17 protein-coding genes and 1 pseudogene are annotated in these 25,763 nt (G+C 67.5%); 12 read left to right on the top strand and 6 right to left on the bottom strand.

The genetic code is table 11. The features are described 5' to 3' along the window. Positions 1 to 291: 291 nt before the first annotated feature. The 6 genes from QQY66_RS42835 to QQY66_RS42810 all read left to right on the top strand — a co-directional run bounded on the left by QQY66_RS42835 (position 292) and on the right by QQY66_RS42810 (position 9,302). Positions 292 to 2,091 carry an RICIN domain-containing protein gene (locus QQY66_RS42835; protein ID WP_301985820.1) on the top strand — a complete coding sequence of 600 codons (1,800 nt, stop codon included), beginning with the start codon at positions 292 to 294 and terminating at the stop codon, positions 2,089 to 2,091. 333 nt (positions 2,092 to 2,424) lie between these two features. After that, entirely contained in the window at positions 2,425 to 3,474 is a 1,050-nt protein-coding gene (locus QQY66_RS42830; protein ID WP_301985819.1) for a LacI family DNA-binding transcriptional regulator, read from the top strand. Positions 3,475 to 4,005: 531 nt separating this feature from the next. Further along, positions 4,006 to 5,322, top strand: coding sequence for an ABC transporter substrate-binding protein (locus tag QQY66_RS42825; protein WP_301985817.1), 1,317 nt, complete (start codon positions 4,006 to 4,008; stop codon positions 5,320 to 5,322). A gap of 72 nt (positions 5,323 to 5,394) precedes the next feature. Continuing rightward, the gene (locus tag QQY66_RS42820; RefSeq protein WP_301985816.1) at positions 5,395 to 7,455 is read left to right on the top strand and encodes a beta-galactosidase; all 2,061 of its coding nucleotides are present in this window, start codon (positions 5,395 to 5,397) and stop codon (positions 7,453 to 7,455) included. 31 nt (positions 7,456 to 7,486) lie between these two features. Further along, complete coding sequence (locus QQY66_RS42815) at positions 7,487 to 8,398, top strand: carbohydrate ABC transporter permease (protein WP_301985815.1); 912 nt, start codon at positions 7,487 to 7,489, stop codon at positions 8,396 to 8,398. 1 nt (position 8,399) lies between these two features. Next, positions 8,400 to 9,302, top strand: a complete 903-nt coding sequence (locus QQY66_RS42810) for a carbohydrate ABC transporter permease (protein ID WP_301985813.1) — start codon at positions 8,400 to 8,402, stop codon at positions 9,300 to 9,302. 301 nt (positions 9,303 to 9,603) lie between these two features. On the opposite strand, the pseudogene QQY66_RS42805 reads toward QQY66_RS42810, so the two are convergent. The 3 genes and pseudogenes from QQY66_RS42805 to QQY66_RS42795 form a co-directional block, all read right to left on the bottom strand. Then, positions 9,604 to 9,781 (bottom strand): annotated as a pseudogene (locus QQY66_RS42805) (DSD1 family PLP-dependent enzyme); the annotation flags it as partial. Next, the gene (locus QQY66_RS42800) at positions 9,739 to 9,969 is read right to left on the bottom strand and encodes an NAD(P)-dependent oxidoreductase (RefSeq protein ID WP_301987688.1); all 231 of its coding nucleotides are present in this window, start codon (positions 9,967 to 9,969) and stop codon (positions 9,739 to 9,741) included. The pseudogene QQY66_RS42805 and the gene QQY66_RS42800, both read right to left, overlap by 43 nt. Next, positions 9,938 to 10,249 (bottom strand): hypothetical protein, encoded by a 312-nt coding sequence (locus QQY66_RS42795; RefSeq protein ID WP_301985812.1) that lies wholly within the window; start codon positions 10,247 to 10,249, stop codon positions 9,938 to 9,940. Before QQY66_RS42795 ends, QQY66_RS42800 begins: the two co-directional genes overlap by 32 nt. A gap of 346 nt (positions 10,250 to 10,595) precedes the next feature. Here QQY66_RS42795 and QQY66_RS42790 point away from each other — a divergent pair, with 346 nt between their 5' ends. Then, the gene (locus QQY66_RS42790; RefSeq protein ID WP_301985810.1) at positions 10,596 to 11,762 is read left to right on the top strand and encodes a substrate-binding domain-containing protein; all 1,167 of its coding nucleotides are present in this window, start codon (positions 10,596 to 10,598) and stop codon (positions 11,760 to 11,762) included. A gap of 114 nt (positions 11,763 to 11,876) precedes the next feature. Here the strand turns inward: QQY66_RS42790 and QQY66_RS42785 are convergent, their stop codons facing one another. The 3 genes from QQY66_RS42785 to QQY66_RS42775 form a co-directional block, all read right to left on the bottom strand. After that, the gene (locus QQY66_RS42785; protein ID WP_301985808.1) at positions 11,877 to 14,843 is read right to left on the bottom strand and encodes a GH59 galactosidase; all 2,967 of its coding nucleotides are present in this window, start codon (positions 14,841 to 14,843) and stop codon (positions 11,877 to 11,879) included. A 461-nt stretch (positions 14,844 to 15,304) separates the two neighbouring features. After that, positions 15,305 to 16,702: a BNR repeat-containing protein gene (locus QQY66_RS42780; protein ID WP_301985806.1), complete on the bottom strand. Its 1,398-nt coding sequence runs from the start codon at positions 16,700 to 16,702 to the stop codon at positions 15,305 to 15,307. Next, entirely contained in the window at positions 16,699 to 18,174 is a 1,476-nt protein-coding gene (locus tag QQY66_RS42775; protein WP_301985804.1) for a glycoside hydrolase, read from the bottom strand. The genes QQY66_RS42780 and QQY66_RS42775 overlap by 4 nt, the downstream gene beginning before the upstream one ends. Before the next feature lie 620 nt (positions 18,175 to 18,794). Here QQY66_RS42775 and QQY66_RS42770 point away from each other — a divergent pair. The 5 genes from QQY66_RS42770 (at position 18,795) to QQY66_RS42750 (ending at position 25,763) form a co-directional block, all read left to right on the top strand. After that, positions 18,795 to 19,775: a PaaX family transcriptional regulator C-terminal domain-containing protein gene (locus QQY66_RS42770; RefSeq protein ID WP_301985803.1), complete on the top strand. Its 981-nt coding sequence runs from the start codon at positions 18,795 to 18,797 to the stop codon at positions 19,773 to 19,775. 416 nt (positions 19,776 to 20,191) lie between these two features. After that, positions 20,192 to 21,076 (top strand): alpha/beta hydrolase, encoded by an 885-nt coding sequence (locus QQY66_RS42765; protein ID WP_301985802.1) that lies wholly within the window; start codon positions 20,192 to 20,194, stop codon positions 21,074 to 21,076. Between the two features lie 502 nt (positions 21,077 to 21,578). Continuing rightward, a complete protein-coding gene (locus tag QQY66_RS42760) occupies positions 21,579 to 23,360 on the top strand; it encodes a rhamnogalacturonan lyase (protein WP_301987687.1) in 1,782 nt (593 codons plus the stop codon). A gap of 204 nt (positions 23,361 to 23,564) precedes the next feature. Then, positions 23,565 to 24,620: a glycosyl hydrolase 53 family protein gene (locus tag QQY66_RS42755; RefSeq protein ID WP_301985800.1), complete on the top strand. Its 1,056-nt coding sequence runs from the start codon at positions 23,565 to 23,567 to the stop codon at positions 24,618 to 24,620. A gap of 69 nt (positions 24,621 to 24,689) precedes the next feature. After that, on the top strand, positions 24,690 to 25,763 hold the full coding sequence (locus QQY66_RS42750; RefSeq protein WP_301985799.1) for a rhamnogalacturonan acetylesterase: 1,074 nt from the start codon (positions 24,690 to 24,692) through the stop codon (positions 25,761 to 25,763).

The raw sequence follows: 25,763 nt of genomic DNA, 5'->3' as shown, positions 1-25,763 counted from the left end.
CCGCTGAACGGTCGTGATGAGCCCGCAGACGGCCTTCTTGTGAGGTGGATGGGGTGGGGCAATGTGAACGATCACGCGCAGATATCTTGACCCCTGAGGTGATCGATCACTACGTTTCCTGCGCAGTCGTCGGACGGCACGTCCTTCCCGGTGGTTCTCCCTCCTGAGCAGGTGCCCCGGGCGAGCACAGTCGCACCGCTGCCACGAGAGAGGTCGGCTCCAGCGGACGGCGACGAGCGTTTCTCCCCGCCGGGCACCGGTCGACACCACCAGAGATCAAGGGAGATCAATGTGTACACCGCCATAGGCAGACTGGGTTTCCGGTCTCGAAGATGGGCCGGCCCACTCGCCGCCGGGGCCTTGCTCCTGTCCGCCCTTCTCACTCCACACGCCGCCTCGGCTGCCGAAACCCCAGGTGCAACGCTGATCAACGAGACCTTTGACGCGCAGACCGATCCGCCGAACTTCGGCTTCCCGGTCGGAGCCGGCATCAGCGGCGGCGTTCTGAACGTCACGCAGGGCATGGGCAACTACACGACGTCGGTACGGCCGTTCGCGTCGTCCACCTTGCAGGAGAAGACGCTCGATCTGCGCTTCGACTGGAAGACGGACATCGCCGACAGCGGGATGAAGACCGGTCTGGAACTGCGTGACGACGCGGGGCGTCTCGTCTTCGCGATCGCGGCGACAGGCACCGAACTCCGCTACGCCGTGACCGGGCCCGTCTCGGACTCCACCTCTGCCCCGGACTCGCTCAACCCCACCTGGATCAAGACGAGTTTCGACCGGAGCAAGTGGTACACGGTCGATCTGCACATGGACTTCACCCTCGGCAAGGTCCAGTACTCGATCATCAGCAAGGAGGCCGCACCGGTAGTGATGGCATCCGCCACCGGGTCCATCACCGGGACGAGCCTCGCGAAGTTCGTCGCCTGCAACTACTACGGGACCGGCAAGCAGTCCATCGACAACTTCCGGCTGGTCCGGCCCGCGAACTCCGCCTATGGATCCCTCGCCGGCACATCCGTCTACGCCTTCGGCGACAGCATCGTCTACGGGCACCAGTACTCGCGCAGCTTCTTGAACTTCGTCGCCGAGCGGGAAGGAATGACGCTGACGAAGTACGCACGGAACGGCGCGACCGTGGGTCCGGCGCCCAACGCCAGCGGCGGGCAGATCATCACTCAGGTGCGGGCGGCCAGCTCACAGGCGCCCGATTTCGTCGTCTTCGACGGCGGTACGAACGACGCGATCGAGGTCCACGACCATCACACGTACGCGATCGGCACCATCAGCGGCTCCAAGGATCCCACCACGTTCGACACGAGCACCTACGCCGGTGCGCTGGAGAACACCATCTACACGATGCGCCAGAAGTGGCCGGCCGCCCAACTCGTGTACGTGGCCGCCCACAAGATGGGCTCGCGTGACTGGGACACCCAGCTCGCCCTGCGCCAGATCACCCTGCAGGCCGCCCTGAAGTGGGGCGTCGCGGTCGCCGACGTCTTCGGGAACACGACGCTCGACACCCGTGTCGACGCTCAACGAGTGGCGTACACCTTCGACGGCCTCGTGGGCGGCTACCCGGGCAGTGGCGGCAGTGGCACCCATCCGAACATCTCCGGCATCACCGACTTCTACGTGCCGGAGCTGACCGCCCAGCTGTCTCGGCTCGTCCCGACGACGATGAAGGCGCGGCACTCGGGCAAGTGCGCCGACGTGGCCGGCTCCTCGACCGCCGACGGGGCCGCGGTCCAGCAGTTGAGCTGCCAGGGCGGCGACAACCAGCAGTGGCGGTTGCGGAGCGCCGGTGAGGGCTACTACCAGATCGTCGCCCAGCACTCCGGGAAGTGCCTGGACGTGGCCTCGGCCTCGACGGCCAATGGGGCTGCGGTCATCCAGTGGACCTGTCACGGCGGCACCAACCAGCAGTGGCAGCTGCACGATGCCGGCAGCGGCTACTTCGAACTCGTCGCCCGCCACTCCGGGAAGTGCCTGGACGTGGCCTCGGCCTCGACCGCGGAAGGTGCGCGTCTGCAGCAGTACAGCTGCCTGGACGGCCAGAACCAGCAGTGGAACCTCGAGGGCTGAGGAGCCGGGACCCGCACCGTCGCGGGCGGATGAGACGGTTACGGTGCCCGCCGACCGGCGACCGGCGACCGGCGGCGTAACGCGGTGGCCTCGGTCAGTACGTGGTGTTCCGAGCCCGGCCATGCCACGGTCAACCGGGCTCGGAACCGGGTTTTATGGGCAGTTACGCCCTCCGACCGGCGGAGTCGGTCGGAGGCATACCGAGGAGACGACGAGAGTCATGGCACAGACGGTCGCCACATACTCGGCAGTAAGGTACCGACGGCCATTCGGGGCGGAGAGAGGCGGCGGGGAACTACTGTGGACGCGAGACCGGAGCGATCGGAGCGGGATGTGGAGCGAGCGAAGACTCCCCGCAAGAAGCGTCCCACCATCCTCGACGTCGCGGCGCACGCGGGGGTGTCCCATCAGACCGTCTCCCGCTTCCTACGGGGCAACGGAGGTCTGAAACCGCAGACGGTGGCCCGCATCGAACAGGCCGTGGCCGACCTGGACTACCGCCCCAACCTGGTGGCGCGGTCGATGCGTACCCGCAGGTCGAACCGCATCACCGTGGTCCTGCCGGCCATGACGACCTTCGTGCCCTCCCAGATCCTGCGGGGAGCGTCCGCGGAGGCGCAGGCAGCCGGATACATGCTGGACATCGTCGGCTTGGAAGGCGACGAAAGGGCTCGGGGAGACCGTGTCCGTGCTCTGCTCGACTCCGGTCAGGCCGATGGAGTGCTGACCTTCACGCCCATCGGCGACATCGAACGGCTCGGACTAGAACACACCCCGACCGTGGTGGTCGGCGAGTACGACGACCAGATGCGGTCCCACGGCATCACGGCGGACGGCGAGCCGGCCGCCAAGATCATCGACCACCTCGCCTCCATCGGCCATCGGCGCTTCATCCACGTCGCCGGCAGCACGGACTGGATGTCGGCGCGCAAGCGACGCGAGGTCTATCTGCGGACGATCGCCGAGCGAGGCCTGGAGAACTACGCCGTCATCGACGGTGACTGGTCGGTGCGGTCCGGATACGACGCGGCTCAGAGCCTGTCGCCGGATTCCGGCGTCACCGCGGTGCTCGCCGCGAACGACGACGTCGCCATGGGCGTCATCCGCGGCTTCCAGGACCGCGGTTGGCGGGTCCCGCAGGACGTGAGCGTCTTCGGCTGGGACAACCAGGAGTTCACCGCGTACTTCAATCCCTCCATCTCGACCGTGGACCTCGACCGCGAAGCCATGGGCCGGCAGGCCATGAAAGCTTTGCTCGCCCGCATTCGCCAGGAGGCGGAGCCGGAACTCCACCTGGACCTCACCTCACGCCTCGTGCTGCGCGAGTCGACCGGCCCGGCAAGGACCGGCGACGTCATGCGCCAGAGCTCGATCTCTCCCTGACCGAAATCCCAGGGCCCGTTCGCGGGCACCCCTGCGTTCCCTCCCCACCGGCCAGGACGCGGCCGTCCCGGCACGTTCCCATGCCCCCGCTGTCCTTCCGGAACTTGCCGAAACGATGAAGTGCCAGTGACGTCACAAGCGTTGCGGTACAGAGCCTTGACCGGAATGTGGTCCGTCATTACGCTCGCCGCGTGAACGTTCACTATTACTGATGTCACACGGGCCTCAACCCGGTGCGGTGCTCGCGGCCAACCCAGCACAGCGGCTCGGTACGCCGAGGACAAGGTTCCAGCGCACGTTCACAACCACACTGGTCAGAGCCGCCGCAATCCGCCCGAGAGTTCGACAAACCGGGGCGGGCAACCATCCGCACACGGACCGCAGGGAGACCTGTCTTCGCGGGCCGAAACACCCGAGCTGTGCAGCCCCGCCACCGCGCGGCGATACGGCACGGTGCCGGGACCGGTTCCTGACACGACGTATCCCCCGTCGGGCGCACAGCCCAGGTAATCCAGCAGAGGAGCCCTCATCATGAACAACCCTTCCCGCCTGACCAGACGCACCCGACTGCGTGCCGCCGGGCTGACCTGTTCGGTTTTCGCCCTGGTCCTGTCCGCGGGCTGCGCGGGAGGCTCAGCCGGGAGCGACAACGGCAAGACCGTCATCCGGTTCAACTGGTGGGGGTACGACGCCCGGCACGAGATGACCAAGCAGATGATCGCGGTGTTCGAGAAGGAGCACCCGAACATCGACGTCCAGCCCGAGTACTCCAACTGGGACGACTACTGGAAGAAGCTGTCGACCGGTGCCGCCGCCGGTGACATGCCTGACGTACTGCAGATCACCGACCCGTACATGTTCTCCTACATCGACAACGGGCAGCTGCTGGACCTCAAGAAGTACAAGGACCTGCTGCACACCGACAAGCTGACCCAGAACTCGATGGCAATGACGACCGTGAAGGGCGGTCTCTACGGCATCCCGGCCGGCGACAGCGCATTCGGCGTGGCCGTGGATCCGGCGGCGTTCAAGAAGGCCGGTGTGCCCGTGCCGGACGACACCAAGTGGTCGTGGGACGACTACGTGAAGACCGCCACCGCCCTCTCCAAGGCGCAGCCGGGTCTGGTCGGCAGTGAGATGGAGCTCTACCCCAACATGCTGGGCGTCTGGCTGCGGCAGCACGGCGAGGACTTCTGGAACGAGGACGGCAGCGACATCGGTTTCACCGAGGAGACCGTGGCCGCCTACTGGACATGGGTCCTCAAGCTGCGTGACAGCGGTGGCACGGAGAGCCCCGAGGCCGCGGTCGAGAGGCAGTCGGCCGGAGCCGGTATCGAGCAGAACCTGGTCGCCACCCACAAGGCGGCCATGACCGAGATGTCCGTCACCCAGCTCGGTGCGCTCGAGGCCGCCAGCCAGCGCGAAACCAAGCTGCTCCTCTTCCCCGGCGAGGACGGAGCCGCCCAGGTCGGCGCCTACACCAAGCCCGGCATCTGGTACGGCGCTTCCGCACGAACCGAGCATCCCAAGGAGGCCGCCGAGTTGATCGACTTCCTGGTCAACTCGCCCGAGGCGAACAAGATTCAGAAGTTCGACCGCGGGGTGCCCGTCAACCCCGACGTGATCAAGGCGATCAGGCCGGAGTTGTCACCTGCCGAGAAGCGGATCGCCGACTACCTGGCCCGTATCAACGCCCTGAAGCCGACCGCGGTGCACAAGTCCAACGCGAAGGCGGGTCCCGCGGTTCCCGACACCTTCAAGCGTTACAACGAGGACGTGCTGTTCAAGCGCCTGTCGCCGAAGGATGCGGCCGAGAAGTTCATCTCCGAGATCAAGTCCCAGATGTGAGAAACCACGTGCAGTAGCGCTTTCCGGAAGGGAACCCCCGCTGTGCCCGATCCGCGCAGAAACGATTCGCGCATGACCACCTTTCGCCGTCGACTACCGGGAGTCGTCTACGGCGGGGACTACAACCCGGAGCAGTGGCCGAGGGAGGTGCGGCAGGAGGACGTCCGGCTCATGCGAGCCGCAGGCGTGCGGCTCGTGAGCCTGGGCGTCTTCTCCTGGGCCATGCTGGAGCCGGCCGACGGCCGGTTCGACTTCTCATGGCTCGACGAAATCATGGACCTGCTGTGGTCGAACGGCATCCATGTCAACCTCGCGACACCGAACGCCGCGCCACCGCCGTGGCTCGCCACGGACTTTCCCGAAACGCTGTCGGTCGACCGGCAGGGAGTGCGGCACGGCATCGGTAGCCGGGGACACTTCTGCCCCTCCTCCCCGGTCTACCGGGACCGCAGCCGGCGCATCGCCACCGAGTTGGCCGAGCGGTACGGGAAGCATCCCGGTCTGGCCATGTGGCACATCGGCAACGAGTACCACTCCGACTGCTACTGCGACTTGTGCGACGACCGCTTCCGCGTCTGGCTGCGGCAGCGATACGGCACACTGGACGAGCTCAACCACCGGTGGGGCACGGCATTCTGGAGCCAGCGCTACAGCGACTGGGCCCAAGTGCACCTGCCCCAGCCCGTGCGCGGCTCGGTCAACCCCTCCCGTGAGCTGGACTTCTCCCGCTTCACCTCCGGTCTCCTGCTGGAACTGGTCACCGGGGAGCGCGACTTGCTCCACGGGATCACGCCGGACGTGCCGGCGACCACCAACTTCTTCCAGTGCAGGCTGACCGACAGCCACCGGTGGGCGAAGGAACTCGACGTCGTCGCCTTCGACTGCTACCCCGACCCGGGCAAGCCCCACTCGCTGGCCAACGCCGCCTTCCAGTACGACCTGATGCGCTCCCTGCGCGGCGGTCAGCCCTGGATGCTGATGGAGCAGGCGGCCGGCGCGGTCAGCCAGTGGAAGACCAACCAGGTCAAACAACCGGGCCGGATGCGCCTGGGCTCCTACCAGGCCATCGCGCACGGCTCCGACGCGGTGATGTTCTTCCAATGGCGGGCCTCACGCCAGGGGCAGGAGAAGTTCCACTCGGCGATGCTCCCGCACGGCGGCGAGAAGACCCGGACGTGGCAGGAGGTCAAGGCGCTCGGCAACGAGCTGCGGACCATCGACGAGGTCGCCACCGCGCGGACCGGCGCCCAGGTGGCGATCGTGTGGGACTGGCAGAACTGGTGGGCCGTGGAGGGCTGCGCCCACCCGGACAACACCTTCGACTACCGGGACACCGTGGCCCGGCACTACCGGGCCCTGTGGAACAGCCAGGTCGCCGTCGACGTCGTCACCCTCGACGACGACCTGTCGCCCTACAGCGTTCTGGTCATCCCCAACCAGTACCTGATGGCCCATCAACACAGCGCGGCGCTGAGGACGTTCGTGGAGGACGGCGGCCATCTCGTCGTCTCGTACTTCTCCGGGATCGTCGACGAGGACGACCGGATCGTCGCAGGCGGATATCCAGGAGCCCTGCGCGAGGTCATCGGCACGCACGTCCAGGAGTTCTCCCCGCTGCCCGCGGAGACCGCGGTGCCGGTCCAGGCGGCAGCCGAGCAGACCGCACTGGACGGCTTCTTCGCGACCGCTTCCGGGTGGCAGGACGACCTCGAAACGGAGACCGCCCGGCCGCTCGCCGTCTACCGCAAGGGGCATCTCGCCGGCAAAGCCGCGGTGACCGAGCACGAACTCGGCCGGGGCCGTGCCGTGTACGTCGGCACGCGTCTGGACGACGACGCCCTCGAGGCCCTGGTGCGGCACGTCCTGGACCGTGCCGGGGTGCGGGCGGTGCACGCCGCACCGCGGGGCGTCGAGGTCACCGAGCGACGGACGGACACGAGCGCGTACCTGTTCCTGCTGAACCACCGACAGGACAAGGCGACCGTCGCCCTCGACCGCTCCGGCACCGACCTGATCACCGGACGCCGTCTGGAGGTCGGGGAGACGCTCGTCCTCGACGCGGCGGACGTGGCCGTCGTACGCAGTCCCCTGGCCACGCCGCAGCACGGCGAGCCGTCGCCGAGCGGCTCCTGAACCCCGCACCCGATCCAAGAACCCGAGGACGATGACTGTGCTCCGCAGACCCCTCAGCCAGGCGGCCAGAAAAGAAGAACGGACCGCATGGGTCTTCCTTCTGCCGTGGTTCATCGGCATCGCCGGCGTCACGCTCGGCCCGATGATCGCCTCGCTGTACTTCTCGATGACGGACTACAACCTGCTGAGCTCTCCCGAGTGGGTCGGATTCGCGAACTACAGCAAGATGCTCGACGACCCCCGGCTGCGCCAGTCCCTGAGCGTGACCTTCGTCTACGTCGCCCTCAGCGTGCCGTTGCTGCTGGCGGTCGCCCTCGCCCTGGCGATGGTCCTCAACCGGGGCATCAAGGGACTCGCGTTCTACCGGTCCGTCTACTACCTGCCCTCACTGCTCGGTGCCTCGGTCGCGGTAGGCATCCTGTGGCGGCAGGTCTTCGGCACCGACGGCCTGGTGAACAAGTTCCTCGCACTGTTCGGCATCGACGGACCCGGCTGGATCTCCAACCCCGAGACCGCGCTGTACAGCCTCATCGTCCTGCATGTGTGGACCTTCGGCTCCTCGATGGTGATCTTCCTGGCCGGCCTGCGGCAGATCCCCGAGCAGTACTACGAAGCCGCCGCCCTCGACGGCGCCGGCCGCTGGCATCAGTTCCGGCACGTCACCGTGCCCCTGCTGACCCCGATCATCTTCTTCAACCTCGTACTGCAGGTGATCAATTCCTTCCAGTCGTTCACCCAGGCGTTCATCGTCAGCGGGGGGACAGGAGGCCCCTCGGACTCCACCCTCTTCTACTCCCTGTACCTGTACGAGGAAGGCTTCGGCCAACTCCGCATGGGATACGCCTCGGCCATGGCGTGGCTGCTCGTGGTGATCGTCGGCGCCCTCACCGCCATCAACTTCTACTTCAGCAAGAGATGGGTCTTCTACAGTGACGGTAAGTGAGATGACACTCCTGAAGGCCGATGACACTTCTTCGCCGGCCCCTGCCCCCACGTCCGCCTCGCACCGCCGCAGGCGGGTGGCTCGCATACGGGCGCTCCTCAAGCACGTCGTTCTGATCGCCGCCGGGCTGGTGATGCTCTACCCGCTGCTGTGGATGATCGCCAGCTCGATCAAACCCGATGCCCTGATCTTCCGTGATCCTTCACTGCTGCCCACGGAGACCGACTTCAGCCACTACGCCGACGGCTGGAACGCACTGTCGTACCCGTTCGGGGTGTACCTCATGAACTCGGCGATCGTCGTCCTGGGTGCACTGCTCGGCAACCTGGTCAGCTGCTCCATGGCGGCCTACGCGTTCGCGAGGCTCAAGTTCCGCGGGCGTGGGTTCTTCTTCGGCATGATGATGCTGACCCTGATGGTGCCGATCTATGTCCTCATCATTCCCCAGTACGTGATGTTCTCGGAGATCGGATGGGTCAACACGTTCCTTCCGCTGATCGTCCCCAAGTTCCTGGCCACGGACGCCTTCTTCATCTTCCTGATGATCCAGTTCTTCCGGAGCCTTCCCACCGAACTGGACGAGGCGGCCAAGATCGACGGAGCCGGGTACTGGCGCATCTACTTCCGCATCCTGCTGCCGATCTCGTTGCCGGCCCTGGCCACCACCGCGATCTTCACCTTCATCTGGACGTGGAACGACTTCCTGAGCCAGCTGATCTACCTGACAAAACCCGAACTGCAGACGGCTCCCGTGGCCCTGCGCAACTACGTGGACGCCACCAGCGGCGCCTCATGGGGATCGTTGTTCGCGATGTCCGTCGTCACGCTGATCCCGGTCTTCATCGTCTTCCTCATCGGCCAGCGCTACCTCGTCAAGGGAATCGCCACCACCGGAATGAAGTAGCCCTCGGCCTGGAGCACTCAGCGAACGGAGCCGCTGTCACCAGGCGTTGGCGATGCGGCCCTGGTGCCGCAGCGGGAGGACCTCGGACTCCCGGCCTCTGTACCTGCGGACGGACGTGGTCGGCGGCGCGGCCACGGCCGACCACGGACGGACTCGCGGTAGGCGAGAGCCCCATCCGCGGCGTCATGCTGCACCTCTACGTGCCGGACGAACACTCCGCTCATGCGCTGTTCGGCCCGTGGCTGAAGCGGGCGGGCATTGGACGGCTGGTGCGGAGTGCCGCCCTTGGGGGCGCCGCAAGTCATGTACGTGTACGCGGCAACCCGGGCGAGGCTGCTCCGCCTTCGCCGGGGTGGTAGCCATGGTGCTGGGTGGCGGTGGCGCAGGCGGGCGCCGGCGCGGGCGGTCAGGGTGCCGTGTTCCTGGCTTGCAGCCGTCATGACCAGGCTCGGGACGAGCGTGCCGTCCATGTCGGTGACTGGCCGAAGGCGCATGAGGGCGGGGAGCGGTGCGGCGGGCCGGAGTACAGCACGGGGTCGGTCAGTCGCCCGATCTCGGTGCCCATCGACCCGGCGATATGCGGGGTCATCATCACGCGGGCGAGGCGGCGCAACGGCGAGTCGGCGGGCAGCGGTTCAGGGTCGGTGACGTCGAGGATCGCGAACAGCCGCCCGGAGGCGCACTCGGCGGCCAGCGTGCACGGACAGCACGTGGACCCGCGGCAGCATCTCCAGCTCCACGACCTGGCGGCCGATCCGCGAGAAGCCGACGATGCCCACGGTCCGGCCGAAGTTGGACAGGTCGCCGTACCCGGTGACCGAACCCCAACCCCCGTACGCGCGTTGCTCGTCGGCGGCGAGGAACGGTGCCTTCTTGCCCGCGAAGATGATCGCCGCCAGGGTGTTTTCGGCCACCGGGACGGCGTTGGCGTCCGCGGCGCTGGTCACCGGATTCCTCGCCGCCACACCTCTTGACCGACCAGGTCGCGCACGCTGCCCGCGCCGTGCGGCACGGCTCGTCCAGCGTCACCACTTCGGCGAGACGCCGCAGCCGGTCCCGGTCGAAGTGTGCCTCGGGCACACTCCGCCAGGGCAGGTGCCATTCGTGTTTCCGGCGAGTTGCACCCAGAAGACGCCGAGTCAGAGATAGTGGTCGCCCATACAAAACCACCAGAGCTCGAACGCATACGACACGATCCGATCGAACTCGAACTCGAACTCGCACCTCGCACCTCGCACCTCGCACCTCGCACCGAGCTCCGTACCGGACGGGAGGGGACGATCCATGGGGCCCATGGGAAATGAGCAACTGTTCGCCCTGCAGCGCCGAGAGCGGCTGATGGACCAGCTGCGGCTGCACGGGGCTGTTCGCGTACGCGATCTCGCCCGGGACCTGTCGGTCAGCGAACTGACGATCCGGCGCGACATCGCCGCCCTGGCCGACCGCGGTCTGTTGACCCGGGTGCACGGCGGGGCCACGCTGCCGTCGGCGCTTGAGCCGGAGCCGGTGCGCCGGCGGCGGCTCGCGACGCCCGCCTTCACGCTCGGGATGGTGGTCCCGTCGCTGGACTTCTACTGGCCGCAGATCGTCAGCGGCGTCCGCAATGCCGCGGCCGCACACGGTGTGAATGTGCAGCTGCGGGGCTCCAGTTACGACTGGGCGGAGGACCGCAGACAGATCGTCCGGCTGACCGAATCGGGGCAGGTGCAGGGGCTGCTGCTCGCACCGAACCTGGACGGCCCTGACATGCGCGAGATGCACGAGATGATCGACTGGATCGGCAATCTGCGCGTCCCTGTCGTCCTGGTGGAGCGGCAGACGCCCGAGTGGACCCCGACGCCGCACCAGCTCGAATGGGTGCGCAGCGACCACGCGCTCGGCCTGGAGATGGCGGTCCGGCACCTGCACTCGCTTGGTCACCGCAACATCGGGCTCGTCCTGTCCAAGGGCAGTCCCACTTCGGCTCACCTCGCCGTCGGCTGGCACCGCGCCTGCGGCGAACTCGGCCTGTCCGCCGACTTCCTGATACGTGAGAGCGTCGCGCTCAACGTGCCCAGGCACCGCGGGATCATCGGCGACATCCTCGACGGCTGCCGCCGCTCCCGCATCACCGCGCTCATCGTCCACAGCGATCCCGATGCCATCTCGGTGGTCCAGTACCTGACCGAGCAAGGGATCCGCGTTCCCGACGACATGGCGCTCGTCAGCTACGACGACGAGGTCGCCCACCTCGCCGATCCGGCCATCACGGCGGTGCGGCCGCCCAAGGCGCTGGTGGGCCGTACGGCTGTCGAGATGATGGTGGCGCGCCTCCTTGAGGGCAGCCGTCGGCAAATCCAACGGACCGTCATCCTCCCGATGTTGATGATCCGCGCCTCATCACTGTCCACCTCGCCGCACCCCCTGCCCAGCTACGCGGACCAGTCCGCGCCGCGCCGCTCGCTCCCTGAACACCGCTGATGACCGGGCCGGCCGACAGCGCCGGCAGCCCCGACAGCGATGCCGTCGGGGCTGCCGTGCTCGTGCGCGACGGCCGGGTCCAGGCCCTGATCCGGCGGGCACGCCGGGGGCCGCTTACCGCGCGGTGGCCTCCTTGCGCACCAGCTGGTCGTACGCCGTCTCGAGCCTGCGCACGATCTGCTCGGTGCCGAGCACATCGAGGCCCTTCTGCCTGGCCACGGCGGTCTTCGCCGCGGCGGAGGCCGCCGCGAACACCCGCCAGGAGTCGGCCGTGTAGTCGTCCCGCTCCGGCGTTCCGACCTCCGCCAGGGCACGACGGACCGGTCCCGTATCGACAGCGCCGTCCACGTCGCCGGAGATGGCGTTGAGGGCGTCGACGACGAGCTTTCCGGACTTCAGCACGAACCTCGCCTCGTGCTTGCCGTCCGGCAGGCCGCGCAGCGCGTACGTCGCCAGGCGCTTGTCGGTGGCGGCGGTGTTCACGTCCTTCGCGACCAACGCGCCGTCGATGTAGACGTCGAGGACGGCGCTGCCGTCGTTGCCGCCGATGACATCGATACCCGTGCCCTTGAACGGGACGGTGAAGGAGGCGCCGACCGCTGTGCTCGTCGACGTCGACCGGTACCAGTCCATCGCGTTGCCGAAGGAAGCCTTCCTGCTCCAAGTGCCCTCGTACGCCACCGAGCCGTCCATGTTGTCCAACTGGGCGTCGGCGTACGGCGTGTACCCGTCGATCTTCTCGACCTTCAGGTTGTCGAACGCCGTCTTGCGGAAGTCACTGCCGAGCTTGACGCGGCCTGCGGTCTGCGGAGTCGGGTCCTCGTACGTGTGCACGGGCTTCCCGTCGACGAAGGCCGTGATGGTCGCGCCCTTCGCCTCGATGGCGAGGCGATAGCTGTCCGACGCTGCGACCGTTCCCGTCTTGACCGCCTTGCCGTACTCGTAGAACGTCCATGCCCCGTCCGGGCCGATGCGCACGTTGTAGGCGGCGTCACTGATCGCCATGCCCTTCTGGTGCCGGATGCCCAGGGCGGCGAGTCCGCCGTCCCGGTCCGGGAAGGAGACGTCGACCGTGGCCTTGTAGTTCTCCCAACGGAAGTCGCCGACCGTCGTGTTGGGGGTGTGCTTGTTCCAGGCATGGGTGTCCTTCATGGACTGGTCCATGTGCTGGTACAGCACGTTGTTGCCGCTCACGTCCTTGCCGACCTCCCAGGCGCCCGTCTGGTCGACCATGTAGCGAGGCTGGTTGCCGCGCGACTTCAGGTAGTCCTGGGACATCTTGCGCGCGCCGTCGGCCGTCCCCACCCGGACCTTGCCCTCCTCCTCGTAGCCGAAGTCGTCGGCGTACAGGAGCCTGTCACGGGTGTTGTGCCGCTTGCCGCTCGTATCGGTGTCGAGCACGGTGCGGTCCCCGGACCGGGGCAGCCGCTGCCTGGTCTCCGGGTCGGCGCTCCGGTCGAGCGTCGTCAGGGTCACGATCGATCGCGGCTTGACCGTGTACGCGTAGTAGCCGTCACCGTCGGGGCGGATCTCGTCGACGAGGTGCTTGAAGTTGGCGTCGTAGGCCTGACCCCTGTCCGCCGCCCGTGTTTCCCAGATCTCCATGGCCGGGTCGCCGAGCCGCATGTTCTCGGCTCTGATGCGGTACGTCTTGGGCTGGTCACTGTCGTTGACGACGACCGTCGAGAAGTCCTTCTTGCGGGGATCGGCGAGCGTCATGTAACTCGGGGCCCCGTTCGAGCCGTCGAGGTCGACGGTGCCGCTCACCCCGCTGTAACTGGCCTCCGGCACGGTGCGCCAGATACCCGCTGTATTCGTGTCGTTCTCCCAGCCGGTCTTCGCGAACTGGGTGAGGTGCTGCATCACATAAAGGGACGCGTCGTAGTGGAGGTGGCCCGACCAGGGGTCGCGGGCGCTGACGAGCTCCTTGTGGCTGTACTGCGCACCTTCGTAGAAGGAACCGATCGCCGGCTGGAAGATGTAGTGCGTCCGCTTCGAGTTCGCGTACGACTTGATGGAGCGGTTCGCGAGGTCGAGGGCGCTCTGGACACCGCCGATGCCGGTGCTCGATCCGTTCGGGCCTTCGGTGTTGTTGACGCGGTAGTCGGTGTAGCCGAACGAGGCGACGCCTTCGCTGTACCAGACCTCCTTGTCCTCGTTGTACTTGTTCTTGCCGGTGGCCAGCTTGGTGTACGGCAGATACGTGTCGCTGTCGGCGGCACCTTCACGCCGGTCCTCGGTGTTGTAGTGATAGCCCACCGCGTCGACGATGCCGAAGAGTTCCTTGTCGCTGAGCATCGCCGGCCCGATGTGGTGGGTCTCGTTCTCGTCAGAGGCGATGATCTTGATGTCGTGGTAGGCCTTCTCGGCCTTCTCCCGCTGGTCCGCCGGGATGCCGTACCTCGGATTCGCGAAGTCCTGGTCGGTCACCATCGCGTTCTTGTACCGCTTGATGAAGGCCTCGTCCGGATTTCGCGTCTCGTTCTTGTCCGGATCGACGTAGTCGACCATGTATCCGTACTTCTCGTACGCGTCGAGGATCGTCTCCTTGTACCACTTGTACATCTCGTCGTCGCCCGAGCCCTTGTCCCATTCCTTCTGGACCCATGCGGGCATTTCCCAGCGGAGAATCGAGACCTTCAGCTTTGGGTTGACCGTCTTGGCGTCGGCGGCCAGCTGGAATCCGGGAGAACGCGACGCGTCGGCGAACTCGTCCGGAGTGCGCATGGTCGCCGGATCGGCGCCGGTCGACGTGTTCGTGTCCGACCCCATCTCGACCTTGACATGGTTGATCAGAGGGCGCTTCCCGCCGAACAGAACCCTGACGAGCTGCCAGTACCGGCCCGGGTGCTGCGCCTTGTAGTCCATCAACAGATTGCTTGTGCTGTTGCAGCTGAGCACGCCGAGGCCCTTGTACGGCAGGCCGTTCCGGTTGTCGCTGCGCACGTCGTCCCCGTCGATCACGACGTCCACCGGCTCGGCCGCGGCGTGGGTGGGAGGCGCGGCGATCAGCCCTGACCCCAGGGTCACGGCGGCTGCCGCAGCGAGCGATGCCCATCTCAGTCTCTTGTGCATACTCATCCAGCTTCGACTCCTTGGCCTTCGTCGTGGCCTGCGCGTGGCGGCCCAGGTCGGTGCTGGCAGCCTCGGCAGGCGAATGCGGCGTCGGGCGCGTGAACATGGCACAACGGCACCGTTCGGGGCCTCTACAGATCGCCCACAAACGACCACACTCATTCGCACTCGAACATCACGCTGCGCCCGGCGTCATCGCCACGAGCGCGTCGGCTCCCTCAGGCCGGTGAGATCCATGTGACCGGCACGAATGACACCCGCCGGGGTCACCTCATCGGGCGAAGCGGGCAGCCGCAGGCGGGACGGCTCCGAAGCGTGCTCGAGCATGTCGCAGCGGCCGCGGCGCCGAGGAGACCGTCATGTGCTACTCGCCGAACAGGGCCACGGTCTCCCGCATCACTCGCTCATGCCGTCGTACGACGCACCAAATGAGGCCCCCAACTCCCTTTGAAGACAGGCCCCAACGATCAGCCGAGGCGAACGTCGACCACCCGGATCGCCGACGGTGTGGTGCCGGTGGAGCGTTGTTGGTACTGGAACGACAGGACACCGTCCACCGCCACTCTGGACGTGTCGATGTTGACCTCGCCGAACGCGTTCATCGACGGCCGGTCGAAGACCAGGGTCCAGTCGGTCCAGCCGTCGGCCTTGCTCGCCGAGACGATCCGGCCACGCGGCATCACCAGGTAGGCGTTGTCGTTGCGGTCGAAGACCAGTTTCGTGCGTTGCGTGCTCCCCGGAGCGACCGGGACCTCGCGTTTGGTCCATGTGCCGTTCGCGTTGCGCACGAGGTGGAAGGTGCGGCCGTACTGGGTGCGTTGCTGCGCGTAGTTCGAGACGCACTGCGTGAACCGGCCCGGCACGTAGCTGATCACGACGTGGGGTGTGCCGATGGAGTCCGCGCCCTGGCCCTCCTGGTTCATCAGGCCGTGGTTCGGGTCCAGGGGGTCTGCGATCAGGCCCGGCGAGTTGACCGAGACCCGCGTGCCGCCGGTGGTCCCGACGACCGTGCCCGCGCCGTTGCGCCAGGTCCGACCCCGATCGTCGCTGTAGACGTAACCGGTGTCGTGGTTGGTCAGGCCGCCGGAGTTGCACAGCACCCTGGTGTTGCCCTCGCGCCAGGTGAACGCCGCGTGCAGCCGCCCCCGCCGGTCGTAGGTGAGACCGTGCAGGTACATGTTCCGCGTCGTGGACACGACACCGTTCGGCCCGGTGTAGTTCCCAGTCGCGGACGACCACCCGCCGAGCTTCCGCCACGTGCCGCCCGTGTACTCGGCCAACTCGTTCACGCCGTTGCCCGATCCGCCGGTCCGGTAGCTGAACTGCAACGCGCCCCCGGGCTCCACGACGAACTGCGGGTACGTCATGTTCCCCAGCTCAACGCCCCCCAGAGTCCGTTGCACCGCACCGAAGACCGACGACGACCACCGGTGCGAACCGGGCTGCGTGGCGAGCCCCGCCACCGACTTCGAGTAGTACAGCCGGGTGTTGTGGGTGTCCATCGCGACGTGCAGGGTGCCGTCCTGCGGCGAGATCCCGATCGAGATCACGTTGTGCGAATCGTTGACGCTCAGCCGGTGCGGCAGCACGGCCTTCTCCCAACCGCCACCGCTCAACGCACGCCGCGCGACCACGGCGTTGCGGCTGGACGTGTACCACGCCGCGTATTGGTACCCGTTGTAGGTGATCAGCGCGTCCTGGAACGCGTTGTTGTTGACCAATCCGTCGTACGACACGAAGTACAACGCGGACTGGTCCAGCACGGTGTCCGCCAGCAGGGTCACACCTGGCGCCGCGTGTGCGACGGGGGGCTGGATCTGGACCACGGAGGCGGCGAGCACCATCGCCGCCACCACGCTCCTCACCGGACCACCCCGTCCACTTGGATCGTCTGTACGGCGCCCGCCGCGAACGGCACGCGTACGAGCTTGCCGCTCACCGTGAGGTCTTGGCGCCGCGTGTACCGGTCGCCGGATCCCGACGTCAGCGTTGACCAGCGGGTGGCCGTGCCGTTCGGCACCGTACCGAACGGCGAGAGGTCGAACGTCAGGTTCTGCGCGGCACCGTTGTTCGCGGCAACGATCACCAGGCGGTGCGCGGCCGGATCGTGCGCCGCCACCGCGTAATCCACGCCGGCGTTGATGATCCGCATTCCGGGCCGGATATGCCGGGTGAACTGCGCCAGCACGTACAACTTCGTCTCCACCGCGCCGGCCTGCCCTGAGTTGCCGTCGTAGCGGATCGCACCCCAGCCGGCCGTGGGGTCCATCACCTGCCAGTAGCACCAGGCCGTCGGCTTGAGCCAACGGAAGTCCGACAGCAGACAGCGGGCCGTCATCATGCCGCTGCCATTGTTGTCACCGTGCTCGGAGTTCCACAGGATCTTGCCCGCCGCGCGCACGTCATTGCCCAGCAGATCGCGACGGCCGCTGAGGCCCTGGTACCCGTGCACATTGACCTGGCGCACCCGGTTCTTGGTGGCCGAGTCGAAGCTGTTCCAGGTGGTGCGGGCGAGGTCGTAGCTCGTCTCGTCGGAGGCCGCGATCGCCACGCCACTCAAGCCCAGCCGGTCCAGTTCGGTACGCATGTTGGCGATGACGCTGCGCTGGGTCGTCGCGTCGATGTGGCAACCTTCCTGCTTGCCGTCCGCCCTCCACCAGTTCGACGACGGCTCGTTGAACGGCTCCACCGTCCGGAAGGTCACGCCCCACTGGTCACGGGCGCGGCGGGCCGTGGTGGCCAGGTGCAGCGCGTGCTGGCGGTGGTTCCACGACTGGAGGTTGTTGCCACCGTTTGCCGCGCCGGACGGGTTGTGGTTCGAGCACATCCACCACATCGGCGAGTTGGCGAACAGCTCGCTCATCGCGCCGCGCTCGGTCGCCTTGACCAGCATCGCGCGCTGCTTGGCGTCGGCGTTCCAGTTCCACGCCGAGGACGCCGGGTCCTCGTTGCGCCAGTCCTGCCAGAAGCCCTCGATCTGCTTGAACCGCGGGATGTTGGGCGAGACGGCCATGCGCGCGCTGCCGACGGCGTTCCAGCTGCACGCGCCGAGGTTGTAGCGGGCGATGTTCATGCCGAGGCCGGGCAGCGAAGCGCCGTTGTAGCTCACCGTCTTGGTGGTGAAGAACAGGTTGGCGAAGTCGTCCCGGTCGCCGAACACGTTGGCCCACCATGCGAGCGAGGTGCCCCAGCCTTCCCAGGCGCCCTGATCGGCGGCGGGGTCGACGCGCACGGTAGCGTCGGCGTGCGCCACGCCGGTGCCCAGGGCTCCGGCGGCGACCGTGCCGCCGGCCGCGGCGAGCAGGGTCCGGCGGTTGATCCTTGCCGGTAAGTCCATGGCGCTCTCCTCGTTGGAAGGTGACGCGGGCAGCACCGTGCGTCGTGACGCAGCGCTATCGCCGCCCCCTGGTGGACTGATGAAGAAACTTCAATGCCTGTCGTAGTCTCGGTCAACGGGCCGAACAGGAACGACCAAAGCCGAACGGAACCGACCGGCCTCACGAGGTCACAGCTCCAAAGGTGCCGACGCCGAAGTACGACGCGTTCCGGGCATGGGGATCAGCGAACCGGCCAGCAACCGTCCGGACGCCGCCGACCTGCCTGACCTGCAAGAACGACCTGTGACGCGGGGGCCGCAACGAGGGGGGCCACGCCGAGGACCCGTGCCCGACGAGCGCGCGCGAACTAGTGTGAACGTGCACAGAATGCCGGGATCCGGGACAGGCTCATCGGTTCGTCGCCGGTCATCTGCAACGGCTGCCTGTCCTCGTCGACGGCCTGGCGCCGCTCGACCCAGGCGCGACGCGGCACTCGCCGCCAGGGCGGCAGGCCAGATCCCTCTGTTACTCGGAATCGTGCTTCACTCAGTGTCCGACCGGGCATCGAACTGAGATTCAACTACGTCAGTCAGGCGACATCCGGTGCGCGTTCCCTGGCGCGAGGCCCGCCGTATTCGACGTGTCGGAGCAGACCTTGGCGAACCTGTCCCACCTCGAGGAGATCTTCTCCGGCGACGGCACCAGGCCGATGCGGTTGCCGCGCTGGCAGGCCGGCGGTTCACCAGCGGGTTTGGCGGTCACCTTGATCGCCGACTACACGTTCCCGGCTCGGGCTTGGTTGCCGGCGGCGGCGATCGTGGCGTTGCTGAGGGAGTTCGACGTGGCCGAGGGAGCCGCCCGTACGACGATCAGCAGGCTGGCGGGTCGAGGGGTGCTGGAGGGCAGTCGGCAGGGGCGGTACAGCTCGTACCGGCTGACGCGGGAGGCCGCTGTCGATCTGTGGAGCGGCGGTGGCTCGATCGCCACGTTCACCACGCAACCCGACTCATGGGACGGATGGTGGACACTGGTCGCCTTCTCCGTGCCGGAACGGGAGAGCACGCGACGGCGCGCGCTGCGCACGGCGTTGCGGTGGCGGGGGTACGCGCCGCTGTACGACGCGGTCTGGGCCTCGCCGCACCCGCTCACCACCAAAGGGCGTGTCGAACTGGCCGACTTGGCGCTGGGGGCGGTGAGTGTGTTCCACGCGCGACAGGTGGATCTCGAGACGGAGGCCAACCGCAACCCGATCGAATCATGGGACCTGCCCGGCATCGCCGACCAGTACGAGATCTTCATCCGGCGGTGGAGCGGCCTGCTGCCCCGTATCAGTGCCGGCCGCGTCACCGGCGCCGCTGCGGTGCGCGCCCGCACCGAGGTGATGAACACCTACCGCCACTTCCCGGTGCTGGATCCCCTGCTGCCCATCGATCTGCTGCCGGCCGACTGGCCTCGGTCCCGGGCGCGGGAAGTGTGCGTCGCGGTGTACGACGGTCTGGCCCAACCGGCCCAGGAACACGTCCGTTCGGTGGCGGCCCGGTCCGCGGACGGTCCGCACCTCGACATCAGTGCCCATACGATCGCCGGCATGAGTGCTGGTATCGGTCACAGCCACGGCTGATGGCCGGCGGTCCGACCCTGAGTTCAGAGGGATTGGGTCGCAGCGATTGACAGATGAGTGTGCGGTCGCGACTCTTTCTGTTATTCGGAATGGTGTGGGAGCGTTCACAGTCATGTGGTGCGCACCGAGCAGACCGCATGCATCGCTCCTCGCCGCCTCGGGCGTTTGTACCTCCGCATCAGTGGTGACAGGAGGCATCTCCATGCGTGAGTTACGGCTGGTCGGCACGGATGCCGCGGTGGTTCACGGATCGGCAAGGGCGTTGGACAACGGCCGTGTTCCACGTCAGCAGGGTCGTGCCGCCGCCGTCACCATTCCTGGTGCTGCCCCACCAGTGCGGCGTCCGAGTCCCTGAACCTCCCACAAGGCGTCACGTCCCCCCTCCCCGCAAGCAACCCCCCACACAGGAGTCGCTCATGAACATGCAAAGGCGCACGTTCCTCACCCTGAGCGCGGCCGGAGTAGCAGGCGTGGGCGCGTCCCTGCTCGGCACCGGGCAGGCGGCAGGTGCCATCGCCAGGCCGCAGAACGCGCCGACCACGCCGTTCGCGGTCGGCGTGCGCAGGTACAACTGGACCCGCGGCAGCCGCCCGTGCACCACCTACGTCTACTACCCCGCCACCGGCACCCCCGGCGGCAACCCCGTGACCGACGCCCCGGTCGCAGGCGGCGTCTTCCCCGTCTACAACATGACCCACGGCTACGGAAGCAGCCCGCAGAACTCCCTGTTCATCATCCGAGCCCTGGCCGCGGCAGGCTTCATCGTCCCCGCCCCGCACTTCAACCACAACTTCACCGACGTCAACAACGGCAACACCTCCAAGGACGTCTCGCAGATCCTCACCAACACCCTCGCCCTCAACACAAGCGGACCGCTGGCCGGACACATCAACACCGGCATCGGCGTCGGCGTCTCCGGCCACTCCCTGGGCGGCATGGTCACCCACGGCCTGCTCACCTCCTGGCCCGACAGCCGGATCATCTCCGCCAACCCCCAGTCCTGCGTGGACATGGGCAACCCCGCCGCCTCGGTCTCCGCCAAGGTCCTGTTCGTCCACGGCGACCGGGACTCGACCACGCAGTACTCCTCGGCCCGGCAGGCATACACCGAGATGACCTGGCCCAAGGCGTTCCTCACCTTCGTCGGCGGCAGCCACACCAGCTTCTGGAGCGACCAACGCTTCCCAAGGACCGTCGTCGACTGGGCCCGCTGGACCATGTACGGCGACACCGCCGCACGCGACCGCCTCCCCGCCGACGCGGCCGGATCCAACACCAGGTGGGAAGCCGTCCTGAGCTGAAGAGGCTTCTGATCTCCGCCCCGCCCCCGAATTGTCATGGCCGAGTCAGCCTCGGGGGTGGGGGCACTCCTGGCCGTCCACTCGCCAACGACTCGAACCCGGCGTGGATACCGCGGTTTCGGGCGAGCGGTATGCGGCCCGGAAACGACCCAAAAGTTCGTGCGTGTCCCGGCTCCGTGTCCCCGGCGGCCGGGCCGCCGAGCGGTGTGCAGATCCTGACCATGTCGCCCGCGCGGCAACCGAACCTGCCGGCGCAGAGCATCACCACCTACGTCTTCCGCGGGAGAAGCACCCCGTCGGCCACCACCGCGTGATCCACCACAAGGCACACATCCCCACTTCCCCGCACACATCGCACTCCCCCACCCCGGAGGTCACTGTGACCGAGTCGTACCGGCGCCCCCGCACGGCGCCGGGTCCACGAAGAATCCGCCGAGCCTCGGGCGGCCGTGTGGCAGGCGTTCTCACCGCCGCCGTCGTGCTGGCCGCCTCCGCGCTCACCATGCTGCCCCAGACCGCGCAGGCCGCGACCGCGCGGCAGGTGGAGCGCCTCGACCGAGGACTGACCAGTGTCCACACCAGCAGCGGGAATCTGGTGTCGTGGCGCTGGCTGGCCACCGACCCGAACGACGTGGCGTTCAACGTCTACCGCGGCGCCACCAAGCTCAACTCCTCGCCGATCACCGGCTCCACGAACTACTTCGACTCCGGCGCCCAGGACTCCGCCGACTACACGGTGCGCCCGGTGGTGAACGGCACCGAGCAGGCCCCTTCCGAGCGCGCGCTGCAGTTCCGGTCGGGTTACCTGGACGTGCCGATCTCGCCGCCGGCCGGAGGCACCGCCCCGGGCAACTCGGCGTACACCTACGAGGCCAACGACGCCAGTCTCGGCGACCTGGACGGCGACGGCAGGCTCGACCTCGTCCTGAAGTGGTATCCCACCAACGCCAAGGACAACGCCCAGTCCGGCTACACCGGCAACACCATCATCGAGGGCATCAAGCTCGACGGCACCCGGCTGTGGCGCGTCGACCTGGGCCGCAACATCCGCTCCGGCGCGCACTACACGCAGTTCCAGGTGTACGACTACGACGGCGACGGCAAGGCCGAGGTCGCCATGAAGACCGCTGACGGCACCCGGGACGGCACCGGAGCGGTGATCGGCAGCGCGTCCGCCGACCACCGCAACTCCAGCGGCTACATACTGTCCGGCCCCGAGTACCTGACCATGTTCAACGGCCAGACCGGCAAGGCGATGGGGACCGTCGACTACGTCCCGGGCCGCGGCAACGTCTCCTCCTGGGGCGACAACTACGGCAACCGCGTCGACCGCTTCCTGGCCGGAACGGCGTACCTGGACGGCGCCCGCCCGTCGCTGATCATGGCGCGTGGCTACTACACCCGTACGGTGATAGCCGCCTGGGACTGGCGAAACGGTGCCTTCACCCGCCGCTGGACCTTCGACACCAGCTCCTCCACCAACAGCGGCAAGGGCTACGACGGGCAGGGCAACCACAGCCTGTCCGTCGCCGATGTCGACAACGACGGCAAGGACGAGATCGTCTACGGCGCGATGACGGTGGACGACAACGGCGCCGGGCTCTGGACGACCAGGCTGGGCCACGGGGACGCGGGCCATGTCGGGGACCTCAACCCGTCCCGCGCGGGCCTGGAGTACTTCAAGGTCTCGGAAAGCTCCAGCCAGCCCGGCTCGTGGATGGCCGACGCGCGCACCGGCCAGATCCTGTGGCGGACGGCCTCCGGCTCGGACAACGGCCGTGGCGTCGCCGCCGACATCCACGCCGGCAGCCCGGGTGCCGAGGCATGGTCCGCCTCCGACACCACCCTGCGCTCGGCCACCGGCTCCTCCCTGGGCCGGGAGCCGTCCAGCACGAACTTCGTCAGCTGGTGGGACGGCGACCCCGTGCGCGAACTCCTCGACGGCACCCGCATCGACAAGTACGGCACCTCCGGCGACACCCGCCTGCTCACCGGCTCCGGCGTCCACTCCAACAACGGCACCAAGGCCACCCCGTCGCTGTCCGGAGACATCCTCGGCGACTGGCGTGAAGAGGTCATCTGGCCGACGTCGAACAACACGGCCCTGCGGATCTACTCCACGCCGCACCAGACGAACACCCGCATCACAACCCTGCTCCACGACACCCAGTACCGTACGGCCCTCGCCTGGCAGAACACCGCCTACAACCAGCCGCCGCACCCGAGCTTCTTCATCGGCAACGGAATGCCGACGGCTCCACGGCCCACCGTCTACACGCCCTGAACCCCGCCGTGTGGCCGCCCGTGCTCCACCGCATGGGCGGCCGACCAGGGGCGTGGGAGGGCTGGTTCGGCGCGAAAGAACACCTCCTGCGATCACGCACCCCCTACTCGCCTTCACCAAGCCCTGGAAACACCCACCCCCCACGACCAACTGCCCGTCGGCCGCCACGACTCACGCGCGGCCGGCGCGCAGCAAGGAGCGACCATGCACCCCACCGAGGCATCACGTTCCGAACGCATCAGCCGCAGAACCCTGCTCAAGGCCACCACCGCCACCACCGGGGCGATCGCCACCGCCGCCGTGTTCGCCGAACTCGAGACGCCGGCCAACGCCGCCGCGGGTTTCGTCAAGGGCGTCGACATCAGCTGGGTGCCGCAGATGGAGGCGCGCGGCTTCTCCTGGAAGAACGCGAGCGGGCAGACGCAGGACCTGCTGACCATTCTCAAGGGGTACGGCATCACCGCCGTGCGGTTGCGCACGTTCGTCAACCCCTCCAGCAGCCCGACCGACGGGCACTGCGGCATCAACGAGGTCGCCGCCTTCGCCAAGCGGGTCAAGGCCGCCGGAATGTCGATCATGCTGGACTACATGTTCGGCGACACCTGGAACTCCGTCGGTGTGCAGAACCCGCCCGCCGCCTGGCGGAACATGAGCTACAGCCAGATGCGCACCGCGATGAGCACGTACGTGAACCAGACCATGACGGTCATGAAGAACAACGACGTGCTCCCCACGTGGGTGCAGATCGGCAACGAGATCAACAGCGGGATCTGCCGCCCCGTCGGCAGCGTCTCCAACCCGGCGCAGATGACCGGGCTGCTCAATGCGGCGTACACCCAGGTCAAGGCGGTGTCACCGAACTCGACCGTGTGCATCCACCTGGCCCAGCCGCAGAAGTACGACGTGATGACGACCTTCTTCAGCCGCTACGCCGCGAACGGCGGCAAGTGGGACATGTCGGTGTTCTCCTCGTACGGCAGCGCCGACGTCGCCCCCGGGATCGTGGCGAACATGAAGAAGATCTCCGATGCCTACGGCAAACCGTTCCTGCACAGCGAGTTCGGCGGTCGGGTGGACAGGGCCTCCTCCACCCGGGCCGCGCTGGTCGCCTACACCACGGCGCTGAAGGCCAACGGAGGGCAGGGCATCTTCTACTGGGAGCCGGAGTGCATGTCCCCGTTCACCGGCTACAACATGGGCGCCTGGGACTCCTCCACGCAGCGACCCACCGTCATCATGGACGGCTTCACCCAGGCCTGAGCGACAGGCAGTGGACCTCAACCCGGGCGTCTCCCCGGTCAAGGATGGGAACTGGTGATTGAAATGCGCATGACATTCAGCCTGGAGGGGCATGGGGTCAGGCTGGGGGCCGCAGGGCTCCTGACCCTTGCGACGCTGGTCGGCACCGGTGCGGCGCATGCCCATGCCGCCACACGGGCTCTGCCGGCCGGTTGTTCCGGCACTGCGCCGGTCAAGTGTCACTACGCGGTCTCACCCGGCAACTACGACGTGACGGTCTCCATCGGTGGCGGCGCCTCCGACGGGCAGACCGAGATGTGGGTGGAGGCCCGGCGGCTGATGCTTCCGGCGACGAGAACGGCGGCCGGAGCCGTCGCCTCGTACTCGTTCACGGTCAACGTGCGGCAGCCGGAGGGGCAGCCGACCGGCCAGGGCGGCACCGGAAACCCTGGTCTGGACATCCGGTTCGCGGGGTCCAACCCCCAGGTCTCGGCCGTCTCGGTGAAACCGGCGACCCAGCCGATGGTCGCCTACCTGGCCGGCGACTCGACCGTGTGCGACCAGCTGATCGCCCCGTACACCGGATGGGGCCAGATGATCACGCCTGCGGTGCGTCCGGGCGCAGTCATCGCCAACTACGCCGATTCCGGAGAGAGTTCGGGCAGCTTCCGGAGCAACTCGGCGCTCTTCCCGGCCCTGTTGTCGAAGGTCAGGGCGAACGACGCGGTCTTCATCCAGTTCGGCCACAACGACAAGCAGACCAGCGCGTCCGCCTTCCGGAGCAACCTCACGTCCATGATCACGCAGGTCCGTGCGAAGGGCGGCGTCCCGGTCCTGGTGACCCCGCCGGTCCGCCGACAGTTCAACGGCAACCGGCTCACGCCAACGGCGCTGCATGTCAACGGCGTCGGCGTGAACCTGCCCGCCGAGATGCGCTCGCTCGGCGCGGCGCAGAACGTGCCGGTGATCGACCTGACCACCAAGAGCAAGACGTTGGTGGAGTCCCTCGGCCCGTCCGCCTCCGCGCAACTCTTCCTCCGCTCCTCCGTCGACGGCGTCAACGACAACACCCACTTCTCCCAGTACGGCGCGACCCAGTTCGGCGGGCTGGTGCTCCAGAGCATCCGGGAGCAACGCCTGCCCCTGGCCACGTACCTGCGTTGA

This window comes from Streptomyces sp. DG2A-72, assembly GCF_030499575.1.
GTDB lineage: Bacteria > Actinomycetota > Actinomycetes > Streptomycetales > Streptomycetaceae > Streptomyces.
This window is presented reverse-complemented; position numbering and strand designations above follow the sequence as displayed.